At 73.7% G+C, this 24,938-nt stretch carries 18 protein-coding genes, 1 pseudogene and 1 riboswitch; of the genes and pseudogenes, 10 read left to right on the forward strand and 9 right to left on the reverse strand.

The features are described 5' to 3' along the window. Positions 1 to 77 precede the first annotated feature (77 nt). A complete protein-coding gene (locus tag OHB00_RS04575; protein WP_406431475.1) occupies positions 78 to 314 on the reverse strand; it encodes a DUF397 domain-containing protein in 237 nt (78 codons plus the stop codon). A gap of 1 nt (position 315) precedes the next feature. Continuing rightward, positions 316 to 1,191, reverse strand: a complete 876-nt coding sequence (locus OHB00_RS04580) for a helix-turn-helix domain-containing protein (RefSeq protein WP_406431477.1) — start codon at positions 1,189 to 1,191, stop codon at positions 316 to 318. 329 nt (positions 1,192 to 1,520) lie between these two features. Between OHB00_RS04580 and OHB00_RS04585 the strand changes: the two genes are divergently transcribed. Continuing rightward, positions 1,521 to 2,195, forward strand: coding sequence for an ATP-binding protein (locus OHB00_RS04585; protein WP_406431479.1), 675 nt, complete (start codon positions 1,521 to 1,523; stop codon positions 2,193 to 2,195). Positions 2,196 to 2,339: 144 nt separating this feature from the next. On the opposite strand, the gene OHB00_RS04590 is transcribed toward OHB00_RS04585, so the two are convergent. The 4 genes from OHB00_RS04590 to OHB00_RS04605 form a co-directional block, all read right to left on the reverse strand. Continuing rightward, positions 2,340 to 2,588: a hypothetical protein gene (locus OHB00_RS04590; protein ID WP_406431481.1), complete on the reverse strand. Its 249-nt coding sequence runs from the start codon at positions 2,586 to 2,588 to the stop codon at positions 2,340 to 2,342. 27 nt (positions 2,589 to 2,615) lie between these two features. Then, complete coding sequence (locus OHB00_RS04595) at positions 2,616 to 4,754, reverse strand: hypothetical protein (protein WP_406431483.1); 2,139 nt, start codon at positions 4,752 to 4,754, stop codon at positions 2,616 to 2,618. A 102-nt stretch (positions 4,755 to 4,856) separates the two neighbouring features. Next, on the reverse strand, positions 4,857 to 5,315 hold the full coding sequence (locus OHB00_RS04600) for a flavodoxin family protein (protein WP_406431485.1): 459 nt from the start codon (positions 5,313 to 5,315) through the stop codon (positions 4,857 to 4,859). A 53-nt stretch (positions 5,316 to 5,368) separates the two neighbouring features. After that, a complete protein-coding gene (locus tag OHB00_RS04605; RefSeq protein ID WP_406431487.1) occupies positions 5,369 to 6,685 on the reverse strand; it encodes a lipase family protein in 1,317 nt (438 codons plus the stop codon). Between the two features lie 192 nt (positions 6,686 to 6,877). On the opposite strand from OHB00_RS04605, the pseudogene OHB00_RS04610 reads away from it, so the two are divergent. Next, a pseudogene (locus tag OHB00_RS04610) lies at positions 6,878 to 7,201 on the forward strand (lipoprotein); the annotation flags it as partial. 52 nt (positions 7,202 to 7,253) lie between these two features. Here OHB00_RS04610 and OHB00_RS04615 read toward each other — a convergent pair. Then, positions 7,254 to 9,224, reverse strand: coding sequence for a DUF1996 domain-containing protein (locus OHB00_RS04615; protein ID WP_406445612.1), 1,971 nt, complete (start codon positions 9,222 to 9,224; stop codon positions 7,254 to 7,256). Between the two features lie 416 nt (positions 9,225 to 9,640). Continuing rightward, positions 9,641 to 9,815, forward strand: a riboswitch (cyclic di-AMP (ydaO/yuaA leader). A gap of 10 nt (positions 9,816 to 9,825) precedes the next feature. Between OHB00_RS04615 and OHB00_RS04620 the strand changes: the two genes are divergently transcribed. Beyond that, positions 9,826 to 11,964 carry a C40 family peptidase gene (locus OHB00_RS04620; protein ID WP_406431489.1) on the forward strand — a complete coding sequence of 713 codons (2,139 nt, stop codon included), beginning with the start codon at positions 9,826 to 9,828 and terminating at the stop codon, positions 11,962 to 11,964. A 17-nt stretch (positions 11,965 to 11,981) separates the two neighbouring features. Here OHB00_RS04620 and OHB00_RS04625 read toward each other — a convergent pair whose 3' ends face one another. Beyond that, complete coding sequence (locus tag OHB00_RS04625) at positions 11,982 to 13,040, reverse strand: NAD-dependent epimerase/dehydratase family protein (RefSeq protein ID WP_406431491.1); 1,059 nt, start codon at positions 13,038 to 13,040, stop codon at positions 11,982 to 11,984. Between the two features lie 248 nt (positions 13,041 to 13,288). On the opposite strand from OHB00_RS04625, the gene OHB00_RS04630 reads away from it, so the two are divergent. From OHB00_RS04630 to OHB00_RS04655, 6 genes are all read left to right on the forward strand, one after another. Continuing rightward, positions 13,289 to 14,653 carry an FAD-dependent oxidoreductase gene (locus OHB00_RS04630; RefSeq protein WP_406431493.1) on the forward strand — a complete coding sequence of 455 codons (1,365 nt, stop codon included), beginning with the start codon at positions 13,289 to 13,291 and terminating at the stop codon, positions 14,651 to 14,653. A 302-nt stretch (positions 14,654 to 14,955) separates the two neighbouring features. Continuing rightward, the gene (locus tag OHB00_RS04635) at positions 14,956 to 16,104 is read left to right on the forward strand and encodes a hypothetical protein (RefSeq protein ID WP_406431495.1); all 1,149 of its coding nucleotides are present in this window, start codon (positions 14,956 to 14,958) and stop codon (positions 16,102 to 16,104) included. Positions 16,105 to 16,144: 40 nt separating this feature from the next. Then, positions 16,145 to 16,426 carry a YkvA family protein gene (locus OHB00_RS04640; RefSeq protein ID WP_089103535.1) on the forward strand — a complete coding sequence of 94 codons (282 nt, stop codon included), beginning with the start codon at positions 16,145 to 16,147 and terminating at the stop codon, positions 16,424 to 16,426. A gap of 21 nt (positions 16,427 to 16,447) precedes the next feature. Beyond that, positions 16,448 to 17,134, forward strand: coding sequence for a 2-phosphosulfolactate phosphatase (locus OHB00_RS04645; protein ID WP_406431497.1), 687 nt, complete (start codon positions 16,448 to 16,450; stop codon positions 17,132 to 17,134). A 120-nt stretch (positions 17,135 to 17,254) separates the two neighbouring features. Then, the gene (locus OHB00_RS04650) at positions 17,255 to 19,831 is read left to right on the forward strand and encodes a SpoIIE family protein phosphatase (RefSeq protein WP_406431499.1); all 2,577 of its coding nucleotides are present in this window, start codon (positions 17,255 to 17,257) and stop codon (positions 19,829 to 19,831) included. Between the two features lie 81 nt (positions 19,832 to 19,912). Next, on the forward strand, positions 19,913 to 22,651 hold the full coding sequence (locus tag OHB00_RS04655; RefSeq protein ID WP_406431502.1) for a SpoIIE family protein phosphatase: 2,739 nt from the start codon (positions 19,913 to 19,915) through the stop codon (positions 22,649 to 22,651). A 12-nt stretch (positions 22,652 to 22,663) separates the two neighbouring features. Here the strand turns inward: OHB00_RS04655 and OHB00_RS04660 are convergent, their stop codons facing one another. Further along, the gene (locus tag OHB00_RS04660; protein WP_406431504.1) at positions 22,664 to 24,499 is read right to left on the reverse strand and encodes a glycoside hydrolase family 15 protein; all 1,836 of its coding nucleotides are present in this window, start codon (positions 24,497 to 24,499) and stop codon (positions 22,664 to 22,666) included. Positions 24,500 to 24,629: 130 nt separating this feature from the next. On the opposite strand from OHB00_RS04660, the gene OHB00_RS04665 reads away from it, so the two are divergent. After that, positions 24,630 to 24,836: a hypothetical protein gene (locus OHB00_RS04665; protein WP_365796449.1), complete on the forward strand. Its 207-nt coding sequence runs from the start codon at positions 24,630 to 24,632 to the stop codon at positions 24,834 to 24,836. The last annotated feature ends 102 nt before the right edge of the window (positions 24,837 to 24,938 follow it).

The raw sequence follows: 24,938 nt of genomic DNA on the forward strand, positions 1-24,938 counted from the left end.
GGGGCTGCGGGTGGTGCGTCAGGGGTGGGGGGCTGGTTGAACGATCAGCTATACCAAGGAAGTTCCGGAAACACAGGTCACATCAGGAAGTCGGCGTCACCCGCCTTCACACCGGACAGGAAACTCGTCATCTCACGGGGGGTGAAGACCAGCGCCGGACCGTCGGGGTCGGTCGACTGGCGTACCGCCACCCGGCCGTCGGCGAGCTTCTTCACTTCGACGCAGGCGCCGCCGGCGTCGTCGCTCCACGGCTTGGACCAGCCGCGCGCGCCGAGTTGCCGGGAGGGGATGCCGTTGTGTACGGGGTGGTGCACGTCAGAGCTCCTTGCGAATCGCACCGAGGAAGACCTCGGTCTTTCTGGCGGGCGCCGCCTGGGCGCCCAACCGGTCCAGGGCCTCGCGGTAGACCACGACGTCGTCGCTCTTGTCCAGGTAGACAGCGCCCACCAGGCCGTTGAGATAGACGATGTCGGGCAGTTCGGGTGCCTTGAACCGGAAGAGGTGGTACGCACCCGCGCGCATGGCGGGGTGCGGGCCGTTGGCGAACGGCATGATCTGCAAGGTGACGTTGGGCAGCCGGTTGACCTCGATCAGATGGTCGATCTGGGCGCGCATGACCGCGGCACCGCCGACCGGCCACCGCAGTACCGTCTCGTCCATCACCACCCACAGCCGGGGCGGCGCCTGCCGGGTGATCAGTTCCTGGCGGCGCATCCGCAGTGCCACCATGCGCTCGGTGGCCTCTGACGGGGCGTGCGGGTTGCCGGCGCCGAGCAGGGCGGCGGCGTACTCGCGGGTCTGCAGCAGGCCGTGCACGAACTGGTTCTCGTAGGCGCGGATCTGCAGCGCCGCCTGTTCCAGGCTGAGATACGCGGCGAACCAGTCGGGCATCACGTCGCGGTAGGTGTGCCACCAGCCGCGCTTGTTGGCCTCGCGCACCGACTGCAGGAAGGTGTCGACCTCCTGGCGGTCCGTCACGCCGTAGACCTGGAGGAGTTTCTCCGCGTCGGCCAGCCGGAGCCGGGCCACCTTGGCGGCCTCCATCCGGCGGATCGTGGAGTGGCTGACCCCGATGGCGGCGGCCGCCTGCTCGTAGGTCAGGCCGGCCCTGGTCCGCATCTCCTCCAGTTGGCGGCCGAGGATCATGCGCAGGACGGAAGGGGCTCCGCCCCAGTCGGTCTCCGAGGTCACGCCCTACCCCCTCACACCAGGTTTCAGGGTCACCGTCTCACGCGGGCGTGGTCGGTTCACGGACTCATTCGATCAGTTCTTGTCGGGAGCAGCATGCACTTCACTTCTTGCAATTTTCAACTTGCCGGTTGCGAGACGATGTTGGCAGATGCCAGAGTGGACTCACTGCTCCGGTCGACCAAGGAGCAGGCGAAGCAGTCCAGTTGGGGGAGACTGAGCTGCGGCCCGGCGCCGCCCAGGCACGGGTCGTCGTCTGCCTCCAGCGCGGCCCGGCGCGGACCCGACCCGCTCAGCCCTACGCTGCGAAGCCGGACGAAAGGCGCACGGCGATGGCCCCGCCCTCTCTCCCCCAGCCGCTCGACCGACTACCCGAGGACCACATACCCGGCCTGCCCCGGCCGGCCCTGGCGGCCGCCGCCGAGGGCCCCTACCGCCCGTCCGAAGCGACGGGTGTCCCCGGACCACCCGGAGGCGAACGCCTCGGTCGACTCCCTGGGCCGCAAGGCCTCGACCGGTTCGCCTCCGGGGACCGTCCCGCCCCGCGCAGCCGCGCCTTCGACCTGGCGCCGACACCGCGCGCGGTGGGCAACGCCCGCCGGAGCGTGGGCGAGCTGCTCGGGATGTGGGGCGTGGGCGAGGAGGCCCGCGACAACGCGGTCCTGGTGACCTCGGAACTGGTCACCAACGCGATCGTGCACTCGGCCGGCCGGCGGATCGTCTGCCGGGTGCACGCCGACGCCGACCGGATCCGCATCGAGGTCGAGGACCAGAACGGGAGCATCACGCTCCCGGCGCCCCGGCGGGCCAGACCCGACGAGCAGAACGGGCGCGGCCTGTTCCTCGTCGACGCCCTCAGTCTCGACTGGGGCGTCACGGCCGCGCCGGAGGGACGGCCCTCCACCCGCGTCGTCTGGGCCGAGCTGTCGACGGCTCCCGACGCACCGCTCACCACCCCCCACACCGCAGGAGGCCCCCCGACCCATGGACCGTCCCCCCACTCCTGACGATCCCGCCGCCGACCCGTCCTGGACCCGCACCCGCCCCAAGCCCGGCCCGGAACAACCCCACACCGCTCCGGCCGGCTGAGCCGGTCACGCCGTGGCCGGGACGCGATCGTCCCGGCCGCTCCGCGTGTTCGGGGCCGCCGCTCACTCCGCCGCGTGTGCCAGCAACGCGGCTGCAGCCGCCCGTAGTTGTATCGCCGCGGCCACACAGGCCGTCGCCTGCTGCTCCAGGACGGCGCCGCTCCACTCCGGCGCCTCGGCGCAGTTGCCCAACGTCTCGGCGGCGCCGCGCAGTCGGCCGGCGTAGCCGTCCATCCGGTCCGCGTCGACTCTCAGGCCGTCCACGTACGCGAGAAGTTCGGGGGCGGCGGTGGCACGGGATTCGATCGCCATGGGGCTCACCTGCACTCGGAGGGATGCCTAGCGCGGCAGCACCGCGCCGGCGCTTCTGTGGGCCACGAACCGGGGGCTGGCCAGGACGAACCCGGGCCGCACGGCGTCGAGTTCGAGGATCTGGAGGTACCGGGCGAGCGGACCGTGGGCGCCGTCGAGCCGCAGCCGCAGCCGGGGGCGGGCATGGATGCGCGGCCGGCCGTGGGCTCGGACCAGGGTCCGTACGGTGCTCTCGCCGCGGCGCCCGTAGAGCACCCAGTCCGCCTCGGGACAGCGGGCGCCGGGCCCCGGGCGGCCCTCGACGGAGACTCCCAGCTCGGGGGCGTGTACCCGCAGCTCCCGCCCCTGCAGCTCGACGTCGGCGGATCCGCGGACGGCGGGCTGGGCCCAGACCTCCTCGGCCACCGCCCGTGCCTCCTCCGTGCCGACGGCGAGCGAGACCACGTACCGTCCGGTGCGGCGCAGGTCGGCACGGCGCAGCAGGTCCGCGGCGAGGTCGTACGCGTGCGGCCGCCACAGGTCGTCGACCAGCACCGACAGGCCGAGCTCGGTGTAGGGGCCGATGGTGGTGCAGCGGTGCTCGTAGACGGAGAGCACGGCGAGGGCGCGGCGGCCGAGCCGGGTGGGGACCAGCCAGGCGACGTCGGGCAGCAGGCTGCGGGCCACGTCGGTGTCGACCGGGAAGCACAGGTGCGCGGCGGAGGAGTCGTAGTAGCGCACCGGCAGCTCGACCGGGCCCGCCGAAGTGGCGAGGCTCGTGGTGGGGACGGCCAGGAAGGGGTAGCCCTCGGGCGGGCGGGCGCGGTCCCTGAGCCGGTAGGCGCGGCTGCGCTCGACCGGGCCGCGGTAGGGGGCGAGGGCGCGGTCGACGTCGGCCCGGGCCTGCGGGATCACGGTCTCCAGGTGGTCGATGTAGACACCGAGCAGGTGGCAGCCCGGGAACTCGTGGGTGGGACCGGCGTAGTCGACCCGGTACCGGTTGGGGTGCGGGGCGCCGGGGCCGTCCAGGGCCGGGACGATGTCGTGCCGGTTGGTGATGCCGGCGACCCAGGTGCGCGGGTCGGCGGGCCGGCGGTCGTCGGCCTGCGCGCCGACGGCGACCACGTGGGTGACCCGGTAGGCGCGGCAGAACTCGTCGTCCTGCGCGAGGTTCAGCAGCGCGATCGCGCCCTCGCCGTGCCCGACCAGTGCGAGGTCGGCGCCGTGCGGGACGCCGTGGTGCCGGATGGCCAGCTGGATCGAGCGGGTGTACGGCGAGTCGGTCAGGAACAGGTTGCGCCAGGCGCCGGTGAAGTCCTGCGGCGAGTCGTCGCGGGGGCGCCCGGGGGCCGTGCCGGGGGCCTGGACGACGTACCGGAGCACGCCGTCGGGGCCGCGTACCTCCTGGACCAGGACGCGGCCGTCGCCGGCGAGCACGTCGATGTTGCGCAGGAAGCCGAGGAAGGACCCCTCGGTGGCGATGGACCGGGCCTCCTGGGCGGAGAGTTCGACGGCCTGGGCGGCGCCCTCGCCCTCGCCCTTGTCCGAGCCGCAGAGGTGGGACCCGTCGAGGCCCCTGGCCGGGCCGGCGGTCAGCTCCCGGCCGGCCGCCAGCGCCCAGGCGGTCTCGTCGCTCAGCGGGTCCTCGTCCAGCAGGCCCCGGATGGCGAGGAGTTCGGCGAGGATCGGGGCGAGCGCGGAGAGCGAGCGCTGGGCGCCCTGGTCCTTGAACAGGGCCCGCAGCGCGCGGACGGCCTCCGGGTCGCGGTCGGCGGTGACGGCGTCCGTCAGCCGGCGCATCCCCGGGTCGTGCCCGAACTCCGGGTGGTCGAGGAGGACGGCGGCGATCCTGAGCCGCAGCGAGGTCACCGCCACCAGCGCGGCCAGACTCTCCCGGCCCAGCGCCTCCCCCGCCGCGCCGAGCAGATGGCCGACGCCGTCGGGCGCGACGATCGCCGAGCCGCCGAGGCCCTGCTTGTTGGTGAGCGTCCGCAGCAGCGCCCAGCGGGCGGCCAGTCCGGTACGCGGCCGGCGGCGCGCGGAACTCGTCAGCGCCGGGGCGAACAGGACGGAGCTGGTCCGTGCGGAGACCTCGCGGATGCCCTCGGCGACGGCCACCACGTCGCGGGCGCACTCCCGCAGCATCTCCTCCGCGGGCGGCCCGCAGGCACGGCGCTGCGCTGCCATCCGGCGCTCCCTCGGATCGACGACATGGCCTGTTCCCATCGTGTGCCCTGGCTCCGGCGCCCGCACCTTCGTCCATCCGGGTGACCGGCGCCCGGGAACAGGTCAGGGGCCGGCGGCGAGCGTGGCGGCGAGCGTGGCGCCCAGTTCCCAGCACGCCTCCAGGTCGGCCTTGCCGGGCTCGCCGGTCACCGCGAGCGGCTCGGCCGCCCGGCGCCAGCCGAGACCGGTGGTGATGGAGTCGAGGGCGCGCAGCGCGCCGGTGACGTCGTTGCCGCCGTGCACATAGGCACCGAAAAGGCGGCCGCGCGTCTCGTCCAGGCACGGGTAGTAGATCTGGTCGAAGAAGTGCTTGAGGGCGCCGGAGACGTAGCCGAGGTTGGCCGGGGTGCCGAGGAGGTATCCGTCGGCCGCGAGCACGTCGGCCGCGGTGGCGGACAGCGCCGCCCGCCGTACGACCCGCACGCCCTCGATCTCCGGGGTGGTCGCCCCGGAGACCACGGCCTCGAACATGGCCTGGCAGTGCGGTGAGGGAGTGTGGTGGACGATCAGCAAGGTGGGCACACCGGCACCCTGCCGTGCGGTGCCCGCCGACGGCAAGCGGCGGCGGGCGGGGTTCAGGGCTGTACCGGCAGGCTCCAGCAGTTGGAGACGGCCGGCACGCCGGAGAGGCGGGCCGTGAGCCAGGCGATGGCGTCGCCCTGGTCGGTGAGCAGGGGTTCGAGGTGGTTCAGCAGGGCGCGGCCCGCGTCCGGCAGGACGACGGGCACATAGGTGACGTCGGCGCCTTCGGCACACCAGTCGACGGCGAGCCGCCGTGCCTGCGCGTGCGGGACGAGGTCGTCGCTGACGCCGGTCGCCACCCGGACCGGACTCGCCGGCGCGGTCCTGCCGATGCGCTGTTCGGCCAGGAAGGCCTGGAGGGCGGGCTCCTCGCCGACGATCTCGGAGATGGAGCTGCCGTCGTTCGTCCAGGCGGTGCTGTGCTGGGAACCGTAGGCGAGGATCGCGTCGCCGACACACATCGTCGACAGGTCGGCGAGGGCGGCCCGGCCCGCCGTGCCGAGATGGGCGTCGACGATCGGCTTGAGCGCCGGGTCCGACTGGACGAACCCGTTGACGGCCCAGCCGAGGGCGCCGGCCAGATCGCTGCCGTCGATGGCCGCGGTGACGGCGGTGAGGTCGGCGGGCGGCGCACCCGCGTAGGTGCCGGAGAGGGTGATGTCCGGGGCGTAGGAGGGCTGGAGCTCGGCGGCCGCGGCGGTCGCGCCGCCGCCCTGGCTGTAGCCGAACAGGCCCACGCGTGAGGCGGCGGTGACCGAGGAGCCGGGCAGGCGCCGGGCGGCGCGTACGGCGTCCAGGACGGCGTGGGCGCCGTCCAGCCGGTTGACGTAGGTGTGGAGCCGGTCCGTCGCGCCGAGCCCGACGTAGTCGGTGACGACGACCGCGACGCCCTCGGCGAGCAGCCGGTAGATCGACAGGTCCTCGTAACCGACGGACACCGTCTGGCCGTTGAGGACGAGTGGGTGCTCCAGGCCCATGGACGCGGCGCACTGGTCGCCCTGCCCCATGGTGCCGGGGGCCAGCGCGACCAGCGGGCGGGCGCCGGGGCCGAGCCAGGGGGCGGTCGGCTCGATGTAGGCGCCGGTGACGGCGACGGGGCCGCCCGCCGAGTCGGTGGACTTGTACATCAGCCGGGTCGCGGTGCCCGGCAGCGGGCCGGGCAGGCTCGGCAGGCTCAGGGCCAGGGTGAGGGGTTCGGTGCGGACGAGAGCTCCGTCGGCCGTGGGCAGGGTGGCCGGCGGGTCGTAGAAGGCGGGGATGCCGACACCCCGGGAGACCTCGGCCTGGGAGGCCGTGGCCTGCAGGGTCTGCAGGCAGAGGCAGGCGGCCGCGGCGACGGCGGTGGCCAGCAGGCGAACGCGGACAGGCATGGGGAACCTCCTGGACGTGGGAGGTGCGGTGGGGGACCCCGGAGCGGCCGACGGGGGAAGGTGCGGTTTACCCGACGGTAACGAGCAACGCATTACCGGCGGTAGCAGCCGTGAGGTTACGGTTCAGTAATATGACCGAGGGTCAACAGGGACCCGCCGAGCGTGCATCCGCACGACGGCCGGGGGCAGCCGATGCGGCAGGGTCCGGTGACGTTCGGTCGCGAGCCGGCCGCCAGGGCCGCCGGTGCCGTCGGCTTCCCGCGGGCGCCGACCGCAGGCCGGGCAGCGGTGACGCTCGCACGGTCCCGCGGGCCGTTCGTGGCCGCCGAGGGCGGCACCGGCCGGGGCACGTACCGGAGCTTCACCTCCGTCGGGACGGCCGGAGTGCGGGTCGACCAGGTGCGCACCGGCGAGCTCCCGGGCAGGACCGAGAAGGAGTCGGAGCTGGCCGCGGTCAGCCGGCGCGGCCCCGTCGTACCGCACCTGGGCGGGCTGGACAGCGCGGAGCACGATGAGATGCTCCCGGTCCGAGCCCGCCCAGGACATGCTGCGCGGTGCGGGAGAAGGATCAGGCCGGGTTTCGCCGGGTCCACCACAGCAGCCCGGCCCCAAAGGCCAGCAGCAGCCCGCCGAAGACCGCGGGCCACAGGTGGGCACCGGTCTCGGCGAGACCGCCCTGGACCGCCTGGGGCTCGGTCTGGGGCTGCGTCCCGGAGCCGGTGGCCGGGGTCTGCTGACCGGCCGGAGCGGCGACCGCGGTGCCGGTCGGCGCGGCGGCCGGGCCGGTGGTCGGCGCCTCGGTGTCGGGCCGCTGTGTCGGCTTGCTGATCACACCGCCGCCCGACGACTTCGTGGTCGACGTCTTCCTCGGTGACACACTCGCGTCGACCCTCGGCAGCTCGGTGCCGCCGGAGGCGGGGGCGGTCTCCGTGGCCGGGGTGCCGGCCGGGGGCTCGGACGACGGCTGCTCGGACGGAGTCTGCTCCGACGACGGCTGCTCGGTCACCGGCTCGGACGGCTCGGCGCTCTGGCTCTGGGCCGGCGGTGCGACCGGGCTCGCCGTCTCGCTCGGAGTCGGCTCCGCGCTCTCGGACGGCGGCTGCTCGCCGGCCCCCGCCCCGCAGGTCCGGCCGGAGTTGATGCAGTCGACCATCGTCCGCATCAGGCTCTCGTCGAAGACGTTGATGAAGTCGCCGTGGTCGGTGACCGGCTTGTGCAGCTGCTCGGGGAACGAGTCCACCGCGAACAGCGGGACCGTGCGGCCGCCGTCCGCGAGGCTCGGCGCGTCCACGTCGTAGACGATGCGCTGCACCAGCTGCGGAATGGCCTGGAAGCCGGCCGGGCAGCTGCCGTCGGGAGCCTCGAACGCCACGTGGGTACGGTGGTTGGCGCTGTCGATGTTCCGGCCGTCCCAGCAGCTCTGGAACTTGAACGTGCGCACGACGTCACTGCCCGCGGGGCACAGCGGGTACTTGTCCTTGAGCTGCCGGTTCTCATAACCGGTGCAGCTCCACGAGGCGTTGGCGTTGGCCGGGCCGTTGACGAAGGCCTTGGCGTCGCCGGTGATGATGCGCAGCAGCCGCGGCATCTCGGTGACCTTGGAGGTCGGGTTGCCCTCGAAGGTCAGTGTGACCTGCTTGGCCGTGACGATCTGCCCGGCGTTGCCCTCGGTGCCGCCGCCCGGCTTGTCGGCGTCCCGCTCCTGCTTGCCGTTCTGCAGGCGCAGCACGGGCCAGTAGTACGTGGACTTGTCACCCCTGTCGGCGCAGCTGGTGTCGGCGTTCGCGAGGTCCTGGTCGCTGGCGAAGGCGTTGTTGGACTGGTTGCCGATGTAGTCGTGGAAGTGGTGGGCGCCGTTGGAGACACCGGGCGCGACGATCACGTTGTCCGAGTTGAACAGGCCGTTCGCGTTGACACCGCAGCTGGAGCTGAAGGTGCCGGTGGAGCCGCCGGGCCGTTCGGCGGGGGTGGTGACGTCGGGCTGGACGGAGGTGATGTCCGCGTAGTCCGCGGCGACCGGGCCGTTGCCGCCCTGGCCGCCGGCGCCGGTGCCCTGGCTCGGCGCGGCGCTGCCCTGGCCGCTCTGGCTCGGCGTGGCACTGCCCTGGGGTGCCGCCGACTGCCCGGCGCCCTGGTTGGAGGAGCGCAGGGTGCAGGCGGCGAGGTCGTCGAGGCCCTGCGGGCGGTCGCCCTCGCGGTCGATGGCGTCGGCGATGCGCCGGATCGACTCGGACCGCTTCTCCTTCAGCGGGTTCATGATCGTCTGGTCGGCGAGATCGGGGTTCTGTTCGATCGCCGCGGCGGACTGGGTGAGTTGCTGGTAGGCGGCCGCCACCTGCTGGTCCAGCCGGGCGAGTTCACCGTCGACGTCGGCACGGGCCCCGTCGGGCACCGCCGTCAGCCGGCTGCCGACGTCGGGGCAGTAGATGGTGGGCGCGGACAGCACCTGGCCGGTGGCGACCTGGGCCTGCTGGTCCCCGCCGCCTTCGGTGGCCGAGGCGTAGACGTTCACCGCGACCAGCCCACCGCCGCCGAGCATCAGCGCGACCGCTGCGAAGGTCGCGCGTCGTGCGCCGGTCGGGCGTCTGCGCCTGTTGCGTCTCAAGGTCGTTCCCCTGCGTCTCGTGAGCGGCCGGACATGGAAATCCCCCGCCCTATACGGCCCGCGGGGCCACCGTGTTCAACAGACCCGCGAATTCACGGTGACCTCACAGAAACCGGGAGTTCCGCAGCGGCCGGGAGCAGGGAGCCGCGACCGACGGCAACGCCCCGGTGACCCTGCGAACGCACTGGATGCGCGCGAAATGCCGTCCGGTACGGTCGAGTTCCGAACGCTACGACGAACATCACAAATACGTATCGGACATTACGCACGTCAACCTTCACACGAGTGACACAAGTTGGCTAAGTTGACGTTTAAGCCGTTCGGCTCCCCCCGGCGAATCCCGTCGGGCCGCGCGGCCTCCGCCGAATCCGGTGCCCCCAGGGGCGAGTCCGGAGCCGGGGACCCAACCGATCACTGGGGTGAATCGGCCGACCGTCCGCGAGGACAGAGGCCGTAGGGCATGCCTTCCGGACGTCACCGCCCGAACCCGACAGCTAACCCGGTAGGCGGAGTACGGAAGGAGCACGACCCCTCAATGGCGCCCGAGAGCCGTGACGAGGTTCGACAGCGGATCGACAGCCTCTACGACCAGGCCGAGAACGCCACCGGGAACTACAACGCCACTCGTGCGGCGAGCGGGGGCTCGCGCTCACGTGGTGTCCCGCTGTTCAAGCGGCCCCGTCGCGACGACCCGGGCCTCGACAACATCGCCAGAGAGTGGTTCGAGGGCGCGCGCTCGAAGCTGGGGCCGAGCGTCCCGGCCGCGCTGCCCTCCGACCGGATGCCCGAACGGCCCGGCCCACGGCGGCCCGTCAGCGCCATGGCGGCCGACCTGCTCGCCCAGCTGGAGGACTCCGGCCCGTCGCGGCTGGAGTTGACCGCGGGGCCGTCCGCGCAGAGCGAGATCGAGGTCGTCCGTGAGTTGCCGGCGCGCCCGAAGCTGGAGTTGACGGCGGGGCCCGCCGCGGCGCTTCCCGCCGGGCCGTCCGGTGCGCCCAGGGCGCTGCCCGCCGCCACGCCCCAGCGGCCCGCGCCGGGTACCTTCAAGACCAGGAACCAGCTCAAGCTCGCCAAGGCGCGCGAGGTGCTTTCCCAGCGCACCGGGCAGCGCGCCGTCCCCGCGCTCGAACCGGCGCCGGCCGCCCAGCCCGCACCGGCCCCGTGGGCCACGCCCGAGGCCCAGGTCCCGGCGCAGCCGTGGCAGGCTCCCGCCGTCGGCATACCCACCCAGCGCACCGGCAGCGGTTCCTTCCGGACCGACGCCCTCGCCGCCACGCGCGCGCTCCCGGCGGTGACCGAGACGGGCGGCATCCCGATCGTGTCCCCGTCGGACACCGGGACCTTCCGCATCATGACCCCGGGGGGCGCCGACAGCGCCCCACGCCGGGCCTCGGCGGACTCGGGCGGCTTCCGCGTCATGACCCCCGGCAGCACCGACAACACCCCACGACAGACCCCCGCCGACTCCGGCGGCTTCCGCGTCATGACCCCCGGCGGCTCGGGCGGCGGGACCTACCAGACCGCGTCGCCCATGGACGCGGGCGCCGCGCAGGCTCCGGTCCCGTCGCCGGGGGACACCGGCTCCTTCCGCATCATGACCCCGGGCGCCACGGGCTCGTTCCCGATGCCGACCCAGGCCGACGGGGGCGCCTTCCCGACCGCCGACGCCATGAGCACGAGCGTCTTCCCGACCGCGGCTCCCACGAACAGCGGCGCCTTCCCCACCGCCGCCACCATGAACAGCGGTGCCTTCCCGACCTCGGCGCCCGCCGCTCCCGCCCCGGCTCCGATGGACGCCGGCGGCTTCCGGGTCATGTCGCCGAACGCGCCAGCCGCCTACACCGAGGTGCCCCAGGCCGTCGCCGACACCGCCTACGCCGCCGGCGCGTACGCGTACACCGCGGCCGCCCCCGCCGCCCCCGCACCGCCCATGGCCGCCATGCCGCCGGCCGCCCCCTACGCCGCGGCGCCCACCGCCGACATGGCCGGTGCCTACGCGGCAGGCATGCAGTCCGCCGACGCCCTCTACGCCTACGCCACCGCCGCGATGCCCGCGCCGATGGCGCCGCCCATGCCCACGCCCATGGCGGCACCGATGGCCGCGGCCCCCGCGGTGGCGATGGCCGCGGCGCCGACGGCCATGGTCGCGCAGCCCGAGGCGATGATGGCCGCGCCCGCGCCGGCCATGGCGGTGCCCACCGTCGCGCCGGTCGTCACGGCTCCGCTTCCCGTCACCCCCCTGCCCACCGCACCCCCGCAGGTCACCACTCCGGCTCCCGCCGCGCCCTTGCCCACGCCCGGCGCGTTCGCCGAGCCGGGCAAGGCCATGAAGGCGCTGGCGTTCGCGCGGGAGCAGATCGGGCGGCCGTGCGTCTGGGGGGCGACCGGGCCGGGCGCGTACGACTGCTCCAGCCTCACCCAGGCCGCCTGGCGCGCCGCCGGTGTGACGCTGCCCCGTACCGCGGCGGAGCAGACCCTGGCCGGCACCCCGCTGACGCTGGCCGCCGTCGAGCCGGGTGACCTGATCTTCTTCTTCGACGACGACAGCCACGTCGGGATCTACGCGGGTGGCGGCACGATGGTGCACGCGCCGAGCCCCGGGGCGCTCATCCGCGAGGAGTCGATCTACAACGCCGGGGAGTCGGCGATCCACCGGGTGATCCGCCCGGCCTGACCGGGCGGCCCCTGGGTTCAGACCCTCCGCCGCCGCGCGCGCCAGCTCGCGTGGTGGTCAAGGAGGGTCTCCTCGACGGGCCGGTAGACGAGGCCCAGTTCGTCGACGCTGCGGCCGTTGTCGACGCGGAAGCGGATGCCGAGGTGCTTGCGTATGTAGTCCTGGCTGAGGCCGAAGAGCGGGCCGAGGACCCGTACCGGCCCGTGCGGGAGCGCGGTGCGCGGCAGGCGCGGGTCCCAGGGGTGGCGGGTGCGGATGATCCGGGACATCTCCTGGAAGGACGTCATCGTCTCGTTGGCCACGATATAACGGCCTCCGGCCGCCGGGTTCTCCGCCGCCGCGATGTGCGCGTCGGCCACGTCGCGGACGTCCGCGGTGGTGAAGCTGAAGTCCGGGGCGCCGTAGCAGAAGCAGCCCTTGAACAGCTCGTCCAGCAGGAAGAGGCTGCCGGACTCGGAGGCGGGGGTGAGGGAGGGGCCCAGGATCAGGCCGGGGTTGATCGAGACCATGCGCCAGCGGTCCTGGGCGGCTTCGGCGTCCCAGGCTGCGCGCTCGGCGACCGTCTTGGCGTAGTGGTAGGGGTTGTCGGCCACCGTGCTGGTGGTGTTGAAGTACTTCTCGGTCAGCACCTCGCCGGCCATCTCGCGCACGTCGGCGTAGTCGCCGAAGATCGCACCCACGGTGGAGGTGAGGACCAGGGTCGTCACCTCCGGGGTGCGCTCCACGCTGCCGAGGACGTTGCGGGTGCCGAGCAACGCCGGGTCCACGACGTCCCGTTGGCCGTCCTTGATCCGCTCGGGCATCAGGAAGGGCGAGGCCACGTGGAAGACGGTCGCACAGCCGCGGAAGGCCTCGTCGAAGGAGCCGTCCTTGAGCAGGTCGGCCTCGAAGAGGGTGAGTTGGCCGGGGAAGGCCTCCTGGAGTTCCCACAGGGGCCTCACCTTCGCCGCGTCACCGGCCCGGCGGACGGTCACGCGGACCCGGTACCCCCGCTCCAGCAGCCGCCGTACCAGATGGCTGCCGACGAATCCGCTGCCGCCGGTCACCGCGACGGTCGTCTCCCCGCGTGCGTCCACGCTCTCACCCCTCGCCCTCGGGCCACCGCGCCTCGGTGCGCCGCAAGAGGACAGGTTGGTGCATGGGCCGGGCGTCCGCCAAGCACCGGTCGCCCGCGGTGCGGCCTGGGCAGCCATGAGCCGGGCCCGATACACCTCATAAGATCGCCTTATGAGGTCATAGAGCGGACCCGCGTACAAACTTAGGACTGCCTTAGCTTAGGCTTCCCGTTCGAGATCGCTTGTCCTCACTCGAAGGGAACCTGATCATGCCGCGCCCCCTGCGGGTAGCCATCGTCGGAGCCGGCCCCGCCGGGATCTACGCCGCCGACGCCCTGCTCAAGTCCGCGGTGGCCGCCGAGCCCGGCGTGTCCATCGACCTCTTCGAGCGGATGCCCGCCCCGTTCGGCCTGATCCGGTACGGCGTGGCCCCTGACCACCCGCGCATCAAGGGCATCATCACGGCCCTGCACCAGGTGCTGGACAAGCCGCAGATCCGCCTCTTCGGCAACGTCGACTACCCGACCGACATCAGCCTCGACGATCTGCGCTCGTTCTACGACGCGGTGATCTTCTCGACCGGCGCGACCGCCGACCGCGAGCTGCGGATACCCGGCATCGAGCTGGACGGCTCCTACGGTGCCGCCGATTTCGTCTCCTGGTACGACGGCCACCCGGACGTGCCCCGCACCTGGCCGCTCGAGGCCGAGAAGGTCGCGGTACTCGGCGTCGGCAACGTGGCCCTGGACGTGGCCCGCATCCTCGCCAAGACCGCCGACGAGCTGCTCCCGACGGAGATCCCGCCGAACGTCTACGACGGCCTGAAGGCCAACAAGGCCCTCGAAGTGCACGTCTTCGGCCGCCGCGGCCCGGCGCAGGCGAAGTTCTCCCCGATGGAGCTGCGCGAGCTCGACCACTCCCCCAACATCGAGGTCATCGTCGACCCCGAGGACATCGACTACGACGAGGGCTCGATCGAGACCCGGCGCGGCAACAAGCAGGCCGACATGGTCGCCAAGACCCTGGAGAACTGGGCGATCCGCGACGTCGGCGACCGCCCGCACAAACTCTTCCTGCACTTCTTCGAGTCGCCGGCCGAGATCCTCGGCGAGGACGGCAGGGTCACCGGCGTGCGCACCGAGCGGACCGCGCTGGACGGCACCGGCAACGTCAAGGGCACCGGCGAGTTCAAGGACTGGGACGTCACCGCGGTCTACCGCGCGGTCGGCTACCTCTCCGACAAGCTGCCCAAGCTGCCCTGGGACATCGAGTCGGGCACCGTCCCGGACGAGGGCGGCCGGGTCGTCGAGGAGAGCGGCAGCCACCTCCGGTCGACGTACGTCACCGGCTGGATCCGGCGCGGTCCGGTCGGTCTGATCGGCCACACCAAGGGCGACGCCAACGAGACGGTGTCCAACCTGCTGGACGACTACGCGGCCGGACGGCTGCACACCCCCGAGGCGCCCGCGCCGGAGGCCGTGGACGCCTTCCTCGCCGAGCGCGAGGTCCGCTTCACCACCTGGGAGGGCTGGTACAGGCTGGACGCCGCCGAGAAGGCGCTGGGCGAGCCGCAGGGCCGCGAGCGCGTCAAGCTCGTCGAGCGCGAGGACATGCTCCGCGAGAGCGGCGCGTGAGGCGCTGAGACGGTGCGGACCGGGAGGGGCCGGCGGACTGCCGCCGGCCCCTCCCGCACGCTTCCCGGCGGCGTGAACGGGGCCCGCCCCGAAGCGGATGGGCGGGCGGGCCCCGTTCGCCGCACCATTGTGCGGGGCGGGCCGGATCAGGGGCACGGGTGAACCGGCGTCGTACGACGCACACGGTGCGCACCCCGGGTGCGGGGCGCACTCCCCGTGCGCGGGCGGCCCCCGCTCTGTGAGACACGCTCCGGGGCGGCGATACTGGAAGACGCACCCGCCTTCCACCAGCAGATTGGCCCATGTCGAACTCCGCCGCCGACCGTGCCGTCCTTCCGCCGACCGTCTGGCCCGCCCGTGGCCGCCATACGGGCCCGGACTCCGAGGAGGTGATCCGCAGGATCCTGCGCCGCCGCAAGGAGACCGGCGCCCTCGACGACTTCGCCGAACCCCCGGTGCCCGACGAGCTCACCCGGCGCGTCTTCGAGGCCCGCTGGCGCGTCGACGACGGCACCGTGACGGTGCGCGCCCGGCTGACCCTCGTCGACCTCCAGGGACGCCAGGCGGGACGCGAGTGGCAGCTCGTGGCCGAGGCCGACCGGCCCTGGGACGAGGTCTGGCCCTCCCCGGCGGCGATGTTCTGGCCCGACGGCGAGGAGGCCGGGGACGGCGGCGAGGCCGCCTGGGACTACCTCCCGGCCGTGGCGGGCGTGCGGCTGCGCACGGTCAACCCGCTGCCCGCCGACGACAAGGACATGCGCCGGGTGCTGCGGGACGCGGCGAAGGACAGCTGGTGCGTCAACCTCGTCGTGCACGAGGCGATGACGCCCGACACGCTCGGCCGGCTGCCGCTGGTCCGGCAGCTGCCGCCCGGCCTCGCGCACCGCGTGGTGGAGCACCGGGCCGCGCCCCAGCAGTTCCGTGCCGTCAACTGGGCGCTGCGCGACCTCGATGCCGAGGTCCCGCGCGGCGGCGCCGTGCTGCTGCCCCCGGACCCGGCGCCGGACGGCTACGACCCGCAGGAGTACGCGGTGCGCAGCGTCTTCCTGGACGGCTCGGAGCCCGCCGAACTGTTCGCCGCCCTGCGCCGGTTCGCCGCCCTGCCCAAGCCCGCGCCGCAGGGCGCCGAGGAGGCGCTGGCCGATCTGCGCGACAACTGGACCCTGATGACACTGGAGGAGGAGCTGGCGCGCGAACGGGGGCGCGTCGCCCAGTACGCCGAGGCGCTGGAGGCCATGACCAGGTCCCGCGACCTGTACCGGGAGGCCGCCGAGCGGGCCGGCGAGGCGCTCGCCGCCCTCCGCGACACCCCCGCCCCGGCCGCCCCGGCACCCCGGTCCGCCTCCCCCTTCCAGCAGTTGACCCGTGCCTTCAAGGGGCTGCGGCCACCGAAGGAGAGTTCCGGACCGGCGGCCATGCCCGAGGACGAATCCGGGAAGACGGAGCAGTGAGAGACCCCGGGCCGGATCGGGGCCGGACGACAGGACAGCCATGGACACCACCACGACCGTGCTCGTGATCTGCGCGATCGTCGCCGCGGCCCTGCTCGCCGGCGCGGTCGCCGTACTCGTACGGCTGGTCCGCACCCGGCGCACCCTGCGCCGGGCCGGGCTGCCGACGGGCTCGCGCTGGGTGTTCTGGGGTGCCGTGCTGTATCTCGTGCTGCCCACCGACCTGCTGCCCGACCCGATCTACCTGGACGACATCGGCGTCCTGCTGCTGGCCCTGCGCTCGATGCGCGCGGCCCTGCCGGCCGAGGACCCGGAACTCTGACGCGCCGGGCGTGATGGGGGGATGCGAGCCACCTTCACCGGGGTCCCCGGTCTGTCCGCCACGCCCGAAGTCGCCGTGGTCGTCGACGTGATGCGCGCGTTCACCGTGGCGGCCTGGGCGTTCCGGCGGGGCGCCGAACGGATCGTGTTCGCCGAAACCCTGGACGGGGCACTGGAGCTGAAGGCCCGTCATCCCGGTTGGCTGGCCTTCCAGGACGGTCCGGTGGTGCCCGGCTTCGACCTGGCCAACTCACCGGCCCAGCTGCGTTCGCTGGACGTCGCGGGGCGCACGGTCGTCCAGAAGACCACCGCCGGGACGACCGGGGCGCTGGCCGCCGCCGGGGCCCGGCTGCTGCTGTGCGCGAGTTTCGTGGTCGCCGGGGCCACCGCCGCCGTGCTGCGCCGCGAGCGGCCCGCGGCGGTCACCTTCGTGGTCACCGGGGAGGACGGGCGGGCCGAGGAGGACCTGGCCTGCGCCGAGTACATCGCCGATCTGGTGGCCGACGACTCCGTCGGCCCGGATCCGTACGTGGAGCGGGCCCGGAACTCCGGTGGGGCGGCGCGGCTCGCCGAGGGGCTGCGGCTGGGCTGGGAGGGCGTCCATCCGGAGGACGTACCGCTGTGCCTGGAGGCGGACACCTTCCCGTTCGCCATGGTGGCCGCCCGGGAGGACGGTCACCTGGTGCTGCGGCCGGTGGGCGCGGGCTGAGCGGGCCGGCAGCCGCGGCAACCGCCGTCCGGTCCGGGTCGCGGAGGTGCGTTTTCGGGCCGTCGTGACGCATTCTTGCTGTGTCACCCACCCGGCGGTGCACGGACGAGGTAGGACCCGATGACTCGGAGCGGCGAGCACGTGGGCCGGGCGCGTGAGCGGCTGACCGCGCTGCTGGTCGAGGCCTCGACCGGCGCCCTGGGCGCGGCGGGCTGCCACGTCGCCGGGGTGTACCTGCGCTCCGGCACCCCCGGACTGCTGCGGCTGGCCACGCTGGTGGGGCTCCCCGGCCCGCTGTTCAGGCCCTGGTGGCGGCTGCACGTGGACCGGCCGTTCCCGGTCGCGGACGCCTACCGGCTCGGGGTGCGGGTGGTGCTGCCCAACGCCACCGAGATGGTGCGCCGCTATCCCCAGTTCGCGGCGGGCCTGCCGTTCCAGTTCGGGTCCGTGTACACGCCCGTGCCCGGCGCGGAGCCGTCCTTCGGGGTGCTCACCGTGCTGCTTCCCGGGACCCCGGACACCGTGGACGAGCTGCCCGACCTGGACCGGCTGGGCCGGCTGGCCGAGACGCTGGGCGTCGGACTGCGCGAGCTGGTGGCCGAGGAGGGCGACGCGGCGGTCGCGTGGGAGGGCGAGCCGGTGTGCGTACGGCCGCCCGCGACGCGGCCTGGGGCGGCCCGGGTGGGCCGTTTCACCTGGGATCCGGCCACCTCGGCGGTGCGCGTGGACGACCGTCTGCATGCCTTGCTCGGCGTGGCGCCGGAGGACTTCCCCCATACCGGGGCCGAGCTGGCCGCGGCCGTGACGCCCGACGACGCCGACGACGTGCTGGTCGCGCTGCGCCGTACGGCGGCAGGCAGGCCGCCGTACGCCCCGCTGCGGGTGCGGGCCGCGGACGGCGCCCCGCTCCTCCTGGAGCTGTGGCCGCCGCCCGGCGCCGCCGGGCCTTCCCTGGTCTCCGGGATCGTCGTCGACCCGGGTCCGGTGGCGGCCGCCGACGGAGCGGCCGATCTGCTCCCCCAGGGCGTCTTCTGCCTGGACCGGTCCGGGGTCGTCCGCTACGCCAACCCGGCCGCCGTCCGGCTGACGGGCCGGCCGCGCGCCGAGCTGCTCGGACGGTCCGTGTGGGAGGCGATGCCGTGGCTGAGCGGGCCGCCCTACGACGACCACTGGCGGGGCGCGCTGCTCGCCCGTGGCTCCGTGCACTTCCGGGTCCGCCGCGGGGGTGCCACCGAGGGCGACTTCCTCGCCCTGTCCGTGCATCCGGGCCCGGACCTGATCACCTGCACGGTCGACCCGGCCAACCGGTTCGGCCCGGCCATGCACCTGCCACGCCCGGCCGAGCCGGACACGCCGGCGGCACCCGGCACGACGGCGGAGCTCGGCGCGACCCCGGGGCCCGGGCGGCCCGGCGTACCCGGCGTACCCGGCGTACCCGGCGTACCCGGCGGCCCCTCGATGGCCCCGCTGTACCGGCCGATCGCCCTGGCGATCGCGCTGACCGACGCGGTGACCGCCCGGCAGGTGTCGGCGGTGGTGACCCAGGAGCTGCTCCCGGCGTTCGGCGGCGGCCGGCTGGCCATCTACCTGCTCCAGGACCGGCATCTCTACCTGGCCTGGGAGAACGGCTTCCCGCCGGGCTTCCTCGCCCCGTTCGACGGGGTCGGCCTGGACGCCCCCATCCCCGGTGTCGAGACCCTCACCACCGGCAGGCCCCTGTTCTTCGAGTCGATGCGGCAGCTGGCGGACACCTACCCGGGCCTCGCCCTGGACGCCGACGTGGGCGCCCGCGCCTTCCTGCCGCTGATCGCCTCGGGACGCCCGGTCGGCACCTGCATTCTCGGCTTCGACGTGGAGCGCGGCTTCAGCACCGAGGAGCGCACGGTCCTCACGGCGCTCGCCGGCCTGATCGCGCACGCGATGGAGAAGGCCCGGCGCTACGACAGCGAGGCCGCCCTCGCCCGCGGCCTCCAGCAGGCGCTGCTGCCCCGCCGGCTGTCGGCGCACCCCCAGGTGGAGACCGCGGGCCGGTATCTGCCGGGCACCCAGGGCATGGACGTGGGCGGCGACTGGTACGACGTCGTCGGGGCGGGTGACGGTCTCGCCCTGGTCATCGGCGACGTCCAGGGGCACGGCGTGCAGGCGGCCGCGACCATGGGGCAACTACGCAGCGCGGTCCGGGCGTTCGCGCTCAGCGACCGGCCGCCGGACGAGGTGCTGAGCGGCACCAACCGGCTGCTCATCGACCTCGACCCGGGCCAGTTCGCGAGCTGCTGCTACGTGCGTCTTGACCCCGCCACCGGGCGCGCCCGGATCGCCCGGGCCGGTCATCTGCCGCCCCTGTTGCGCGCCCCGGACGGTCGGATCCGGGTCCTGGAGATCCCGGGCGGTGTCGTCCTGGGCGTGGATCCGCGGGCCCGGTATCCGGTGACCGAACTGGAGCTGGCGCCGGACGCGATCCTCGCCCTGTACACGGACGGGCTGGTGGAGCGGCCGGGCGCCGACATCGACGAGGGCATCTCGGCGCTGGGGGCGGCCCTGGCCGAGGCCGGGGCGGCGCCGGGGCGGCGCGGTCCCCGTACCCTCGCCGGGGTGGCCGACCGGCTCACCGCCATGGCCAGGCACGCCACCGACCGCCCGGACGACGTGGCGCTGCTGGTCGCGACCCGCCGCCCGGGGCCCGCAGACCGGTGGTGACCGGGACACAACGGGGTATCGGGCGGGTTGCCTGGGGGGACGCTCTCGCCTCGCGGGGCCGGGCAGTGTAGACATGGGCTCATGGTCCGTCAGCCCGGCCGGTCCGACACTCGGCCGTCCCGTCCCGGGGCTCCGCGCGCGCCGCTCGCCCAGCGGGAGCGGGAGCCCGGCGGGCCGGGCCGTATCCGGTCCGGGCGGCTGTGGTCCGCGCTGAGCGGACGCAGCGTGGCCGGACAGGTCTTCGTCCTGCAAGTCGTGATCGTGCTGCTCCTGGTGGTGTCGGCCGTGGTGGCCCTGGTGCTCCAGGTGCGGCGCGACAGCACCATGGAGGCCCGCAACCGGTCGCTGGCCGTCGCCCAGACCTTCGCCGACGCCCCCGGCACGGCGGCCGCGCTGCGGCTGCCCGACCCGACGACGGTGCTCCAGCCGCGGGCGGAGGCGGCCCGCAAGGCGACCGGCGTGGACTTCATCGTCGTCATGAACACCGAAGGGATCCGGTACACGCACCCCAAGCCGGACCGCATCGGCAAGAAGTTCGTCGGGACCATCGGGCCGGCGCTGGCCGGCGGGACCGTCACCGAGGAGGTCCACGGCACCATCGGCGAGCTGGTGCAGGCGGTGGTCCCGGTCCGGGACGCGAACGGCGCGGTGGTGGGCCTGGTGTCGGCCGGCATCACCACCGCGCACGTGGGCGGCACCGCCGACCAGCAGCTGCCGTTGCTGCTCGCCGCGGCCGCCGCCGCACTGGCCCTGGCGACGGCGGGCACGGCACTGGTCAGCCGGCGGCTGCTGCGCCAGACCCACGGCCTCGGCCCGGACGAGATGACCCGGATGTACGAGCACCACGACGCGGTGCTGCACTCCGTGCGCGAGGGTGTGCTGATCGTCGGCGGCGACGGCCGGCTGATGCTCGCCAACGACGAGGCCCGGCGCCTGCTGGGCCTGCCCGCGGACGCCGAGCGCCGCCGGGTCCCGGACCTCGGCCTGGACGCGGAGACGTCGACGCTGATCGCCTCCGGGCGGGTCGCCACCGACGAGGTGCACCTGGTCAAGGACCGGCTGCTGGCCGTCAACCAGCGTCCCATCGAGGTGCGCGGCGGGCCGCCCGGCAGTGTCATCACGCTGCGCGACTCCACGGAGCTGCGCGCCCTCTCCGGCCGCGCCGAGGTGACCCGCGAGCGTCTGAACATGCTGTACGACGCCGGGGTGGGCATCGGCACCAGTCTGGACGTCACCCGCACCGCCGAGGAGCTGACGGAGCTGGCCGTGCCGCGGTTCGCGGACTACGCCACCGTGGACCTGTACGACGCGGTCCTCAAGGGCGACGAGCCCAAGCCCGGGGACGCGCTGCGCCGGGTGGCGTCCGCCGGTGTCCGCAAGGACGCCCCGCTGTACCCGGTCGGCGAGCGGTTTCAGTTCGTGGACTCCTCGCCGCAGGGCCGCAGTCTGCGGACCGGCGAGTCCGTCGTGGAGCCCCGGCTGCGGGACTCGCCCGGCTGGCGGGCTCAGGACGAGGAACTGACCGGGCGGATCCTGGAGTTCGGCATCCACTCGCTGATCACGGTGCCGTTGCGGGCCGGGAACGTGGTGCTGGGTCTGGCCAACTTCTGCCGTTCGGAGAAGCTCGCGCCGTTCGACACCGAGGAGCTGGCCCTCGCGGAGGAGCTGGTGACGCGGGCCGCCGTCTCCATCGACAACGCCCGCCGTTACACGCGCGAGCACAGCATGGCGGTGACCCTGCAGCGCAGTCTGCTGCCGCGCAGCCTGCCCGCGCAGAGCGCCCTGGACATCGCCTACCGCTATCTGCCGGCCCAGTCGGGCGTGGGCGGCGACTGGTTCGACGTGCTGCCGCTGTCCGGCGCCCGGGTGGCGCTGGTGGTCGGGGACGTGGTGGGGCACGGCCTGCACGCGGCGGCGACCATGGGGCGGCTGCGCACCGCCGTGCACAACTTCGCGGCGCTCGACCTGCAGCCCGACGAGCTGCTGGGTCTGCTGGACGAGTTGGTGAGCCGCATCGACCAGGACGAGTCCCCCGCGGACGCCGCGGCCACGATCACCGGGGCGACCTGTCTGTACGCGATCTACGACCCGGTGTCGCGGCGCTGCACGGTGGCCCGGGCCGGTCATCCGCCGCCGGCGCTGGCCGCACCCGACGGGAGCGTGGAGTTCCCGGACGTGCCGGTCGGTCCGCCGCTGGGGGTGGGCGGGCTGCCCTTCGAGACGGCCGAGCTGGAGCTGCCGGAGGGCAGCAGTCTGGTGCTCTACACCGACGGGCTGGTCGAGGACCGGCAGCGGGACATCGACGAGGGCCTGGAACTGCTCGCCGGTGCCCTGGAGTCGGCGGCCGGCAGCACCCCCGACGACACCTGTGCGGCCGTGCTGGAGCGGCTCCCGGCCCGCCCCAGCGACGACGTGGCGCTGATCGTCGCCCGCACCCGGGCGCTCGGCGCGGACCGGATCGCCGAGTGGCAGGTGCCGGCCGATCCGGCGGCCGTCTCCGAGGTACGGTCCAAGGTGACCCGACAGCTTGCCGACTGGGACCTGGACGAGCTGTCGTTCGCCACCGAGCTGATCCTCAGCGAACTGGTCACCAACGCCATCCGGCACGGCCGGGCGCCCATCGGGGTACGGCTGCTGCGCGACCGGACGCTGATCTGCGAGGTCTGCGACGCCAGCACCACCTCGCCGCACCTGCGGTACGCGGCGAGCACCGACGAGGGCGGCCGGGGCCTGTTCCTGGTCGCGCAGATCGCCGAGCGCTGGGGCACCCGCTACACGCCCGCCGGGAAGGTCATCTGGGCGGAGCAGCCGCTGCACTGACCTGGTGAGGCGTCAGCCCAGCGCGCGGTCCAGGTTGAATGCGGCGCTGATGAGGGAGAGATGGGTGAACGCCTGTGGGAAGTTGCCCTGTTGCTCACCGGTACGGCCGATCTCCTCGGCGTACAGGCCGAGATGGTTGGCGTAGGTGAGCATCTTCTCGAAGGCGAGCCGGGCCTCGTCCACGCGTCCGGCGCGCACCAGCGCCTCCACGTACCAGAAGGAGCAGATGGAGAAGGTGCCCTCGTCACCGCGGAGTCCGTCGGGGCTGGCCTGCGGGTCGTAGCGGTAGACGAGGGAGTCGGAGACGAGGTCCTCGGTGAGGGCGTCCAGGGTGGACAGCCACTTGGGGTCGGTCGGGGCGATGAACTTCGCCAGGGGCATCATGAGGACCGAGGCGTCGAGGACGTCGCCGCCCTCGTGCTGGACGAACGCGTGGCGTCGCTCGGACCAGCCGCGGTCCATGATCCGCCGGTAGATGGTGTCGCGGCACTGCCGCCAGCAGGGCAGGTCGGCGGGCAGGCCGCGCTGGTTGGCGAGGCGGATGGCCCGCTCGATGGCGACCCAGCACATCAGACGCGAGTAGAGGAAGTTCTTGCGGCCGCCGCGGGTCTCCCAGACTCCCTCGTCGGGCTGGTCCCAGTGGTCGCAGACCCATCCGACGAGCCGGGTGACGTCGTCCCACTGGGCGCTGGAGATGGGCTCGGCCCACTTGTCGTAGAGGTAGATCGAGTCGATGAGGGCGCCGTAGATGTCGAGCTGGAGCTGGCCGGCGGCGCCGTTGCCGACGCGGACCGGGGCGGAGCCGCAATGGCCCTCCAGGTGGCCGAGCTCGCGTTCGGGCAGGTCGCTGCGGCCGTCGATGCCGTACATGATCTGCAGCGGGCCGGAGGCGAAGCCGTCGCCGGGGCTGATGTAGGTGGTCACGAACTTCATGAAGGCCGCCGCCTCGCTGCTGAAGCCGAGCCGCAGCAGGGCGTAGACGGCGAAGGCGGCGTCGCGGATCCAGACGTAGCGGTAGTCCCAGTTGCGTTCGCCGCCGAGCTGCTCGGGGAGGCTGGTGGTGGGTGCGGCGACGATGGCGCCGGTGGGGGCGTAGGTGAGCAGCTTGAGGGTGAGCGCGGAGCGGTGCACCATCTCACGCCAGCGGCCCCGGTAGCGGGACTGGTGCAGCCAGCGGCGCCAGTAGCGGACCGTAGCCTCGAACTCTCGTTCGGCCTCGGCGCGGGCACAGCCGCGCGGGACGATCTCCTCGCCGGCCTGGTCGAGGGCGAAGACGGCGGACTCGCCCTCCGACACCTTGAAGTCGGCGCAGACGTCCGGGCCGTCGCCCTCCAGGGCCACCGTGGACGTGAGCAGCAAGGACTTGTCCGCGGACTCGAAGAGGGCGGTGTCGCCGAGCAGGCGCAGGGTGTGCGGGGCGGCCCCGTAGTCGAAGCGGGGGGCGACCCGGACCCGGAACGGCACGGTGCCGCGCACGCACAGCACGCGGCGGATCAGCCGGTGCCGCTCGCACTCCGCCGACTCACCCGTCACCGGCATGAAGTCCTGGACCTCGCCGACGCCCTCGTCGGTGTAGAAACGGGTGATCAGCACGTTGGTGTCGGGGAAGTAGAACTGCTTGGTCCGGGCCGGTACGGTCGCGGCCATGGCGAAGAATCCGCCGCGCTCGGCGTCCAGGACGGCGGCGAAGACGCTGGGGGCGTCGAAGGACGGGCTGCAGTACCAGTCGATCGTGCCGTTGCTGCCCACCAGGGCCACGCTGCGCAGATTGCCGATCAGCCCGTGTTCGGCGATCGGCAGGTAGCGGGGGCTCCCGGGCGCATTCTGGTAGAACGGCTGTTCGGCCATCGTGACGGCCTCCCCGGAACGGATGTACGGTCACCTTACAGCCTAAAAGGGACGAATTGCTTCCCGGGATGCGGGGTGCCGCCGGGCGGGCAATCGTGAGAGTGTGCACCCGCTCCGCGAAGGAGGGACCATGTCGACCTCAGAACCCGAAGCGTCCCGGTCGCCCGACGACCGCGCCACCCCGGACTCCCTGCTGCACAGCGCCCCCGGCACCGGGGTGGCGCCCGAAGACCTGGTGATGGCGTCGGGCCGGGACGTCACCCCGGCCACGCTCGAATGGGCCAGGAAGAAGATGGAGCGCGAGGGGCCGAACTGCATCGAGCGGCTCCTGCCCTGACCGAGGCGGCGGGCATGCGCGAGCGTGCCCGGCGCCGCCCCACCGGTGCCGGCGCCCGAGGTGGCTGCCGGGGCCGGTGAGGCGCGCAACGGCCCAGGTCCG

Source organism: Streptomyces sp. NBC_00631 (genome assembly GCF_045206895.1).
Lineage (GTDB): Bacteria > Actinomycetota > Actinomycetes > Streptomycetales > Streptomycetaceae > Streptomyces.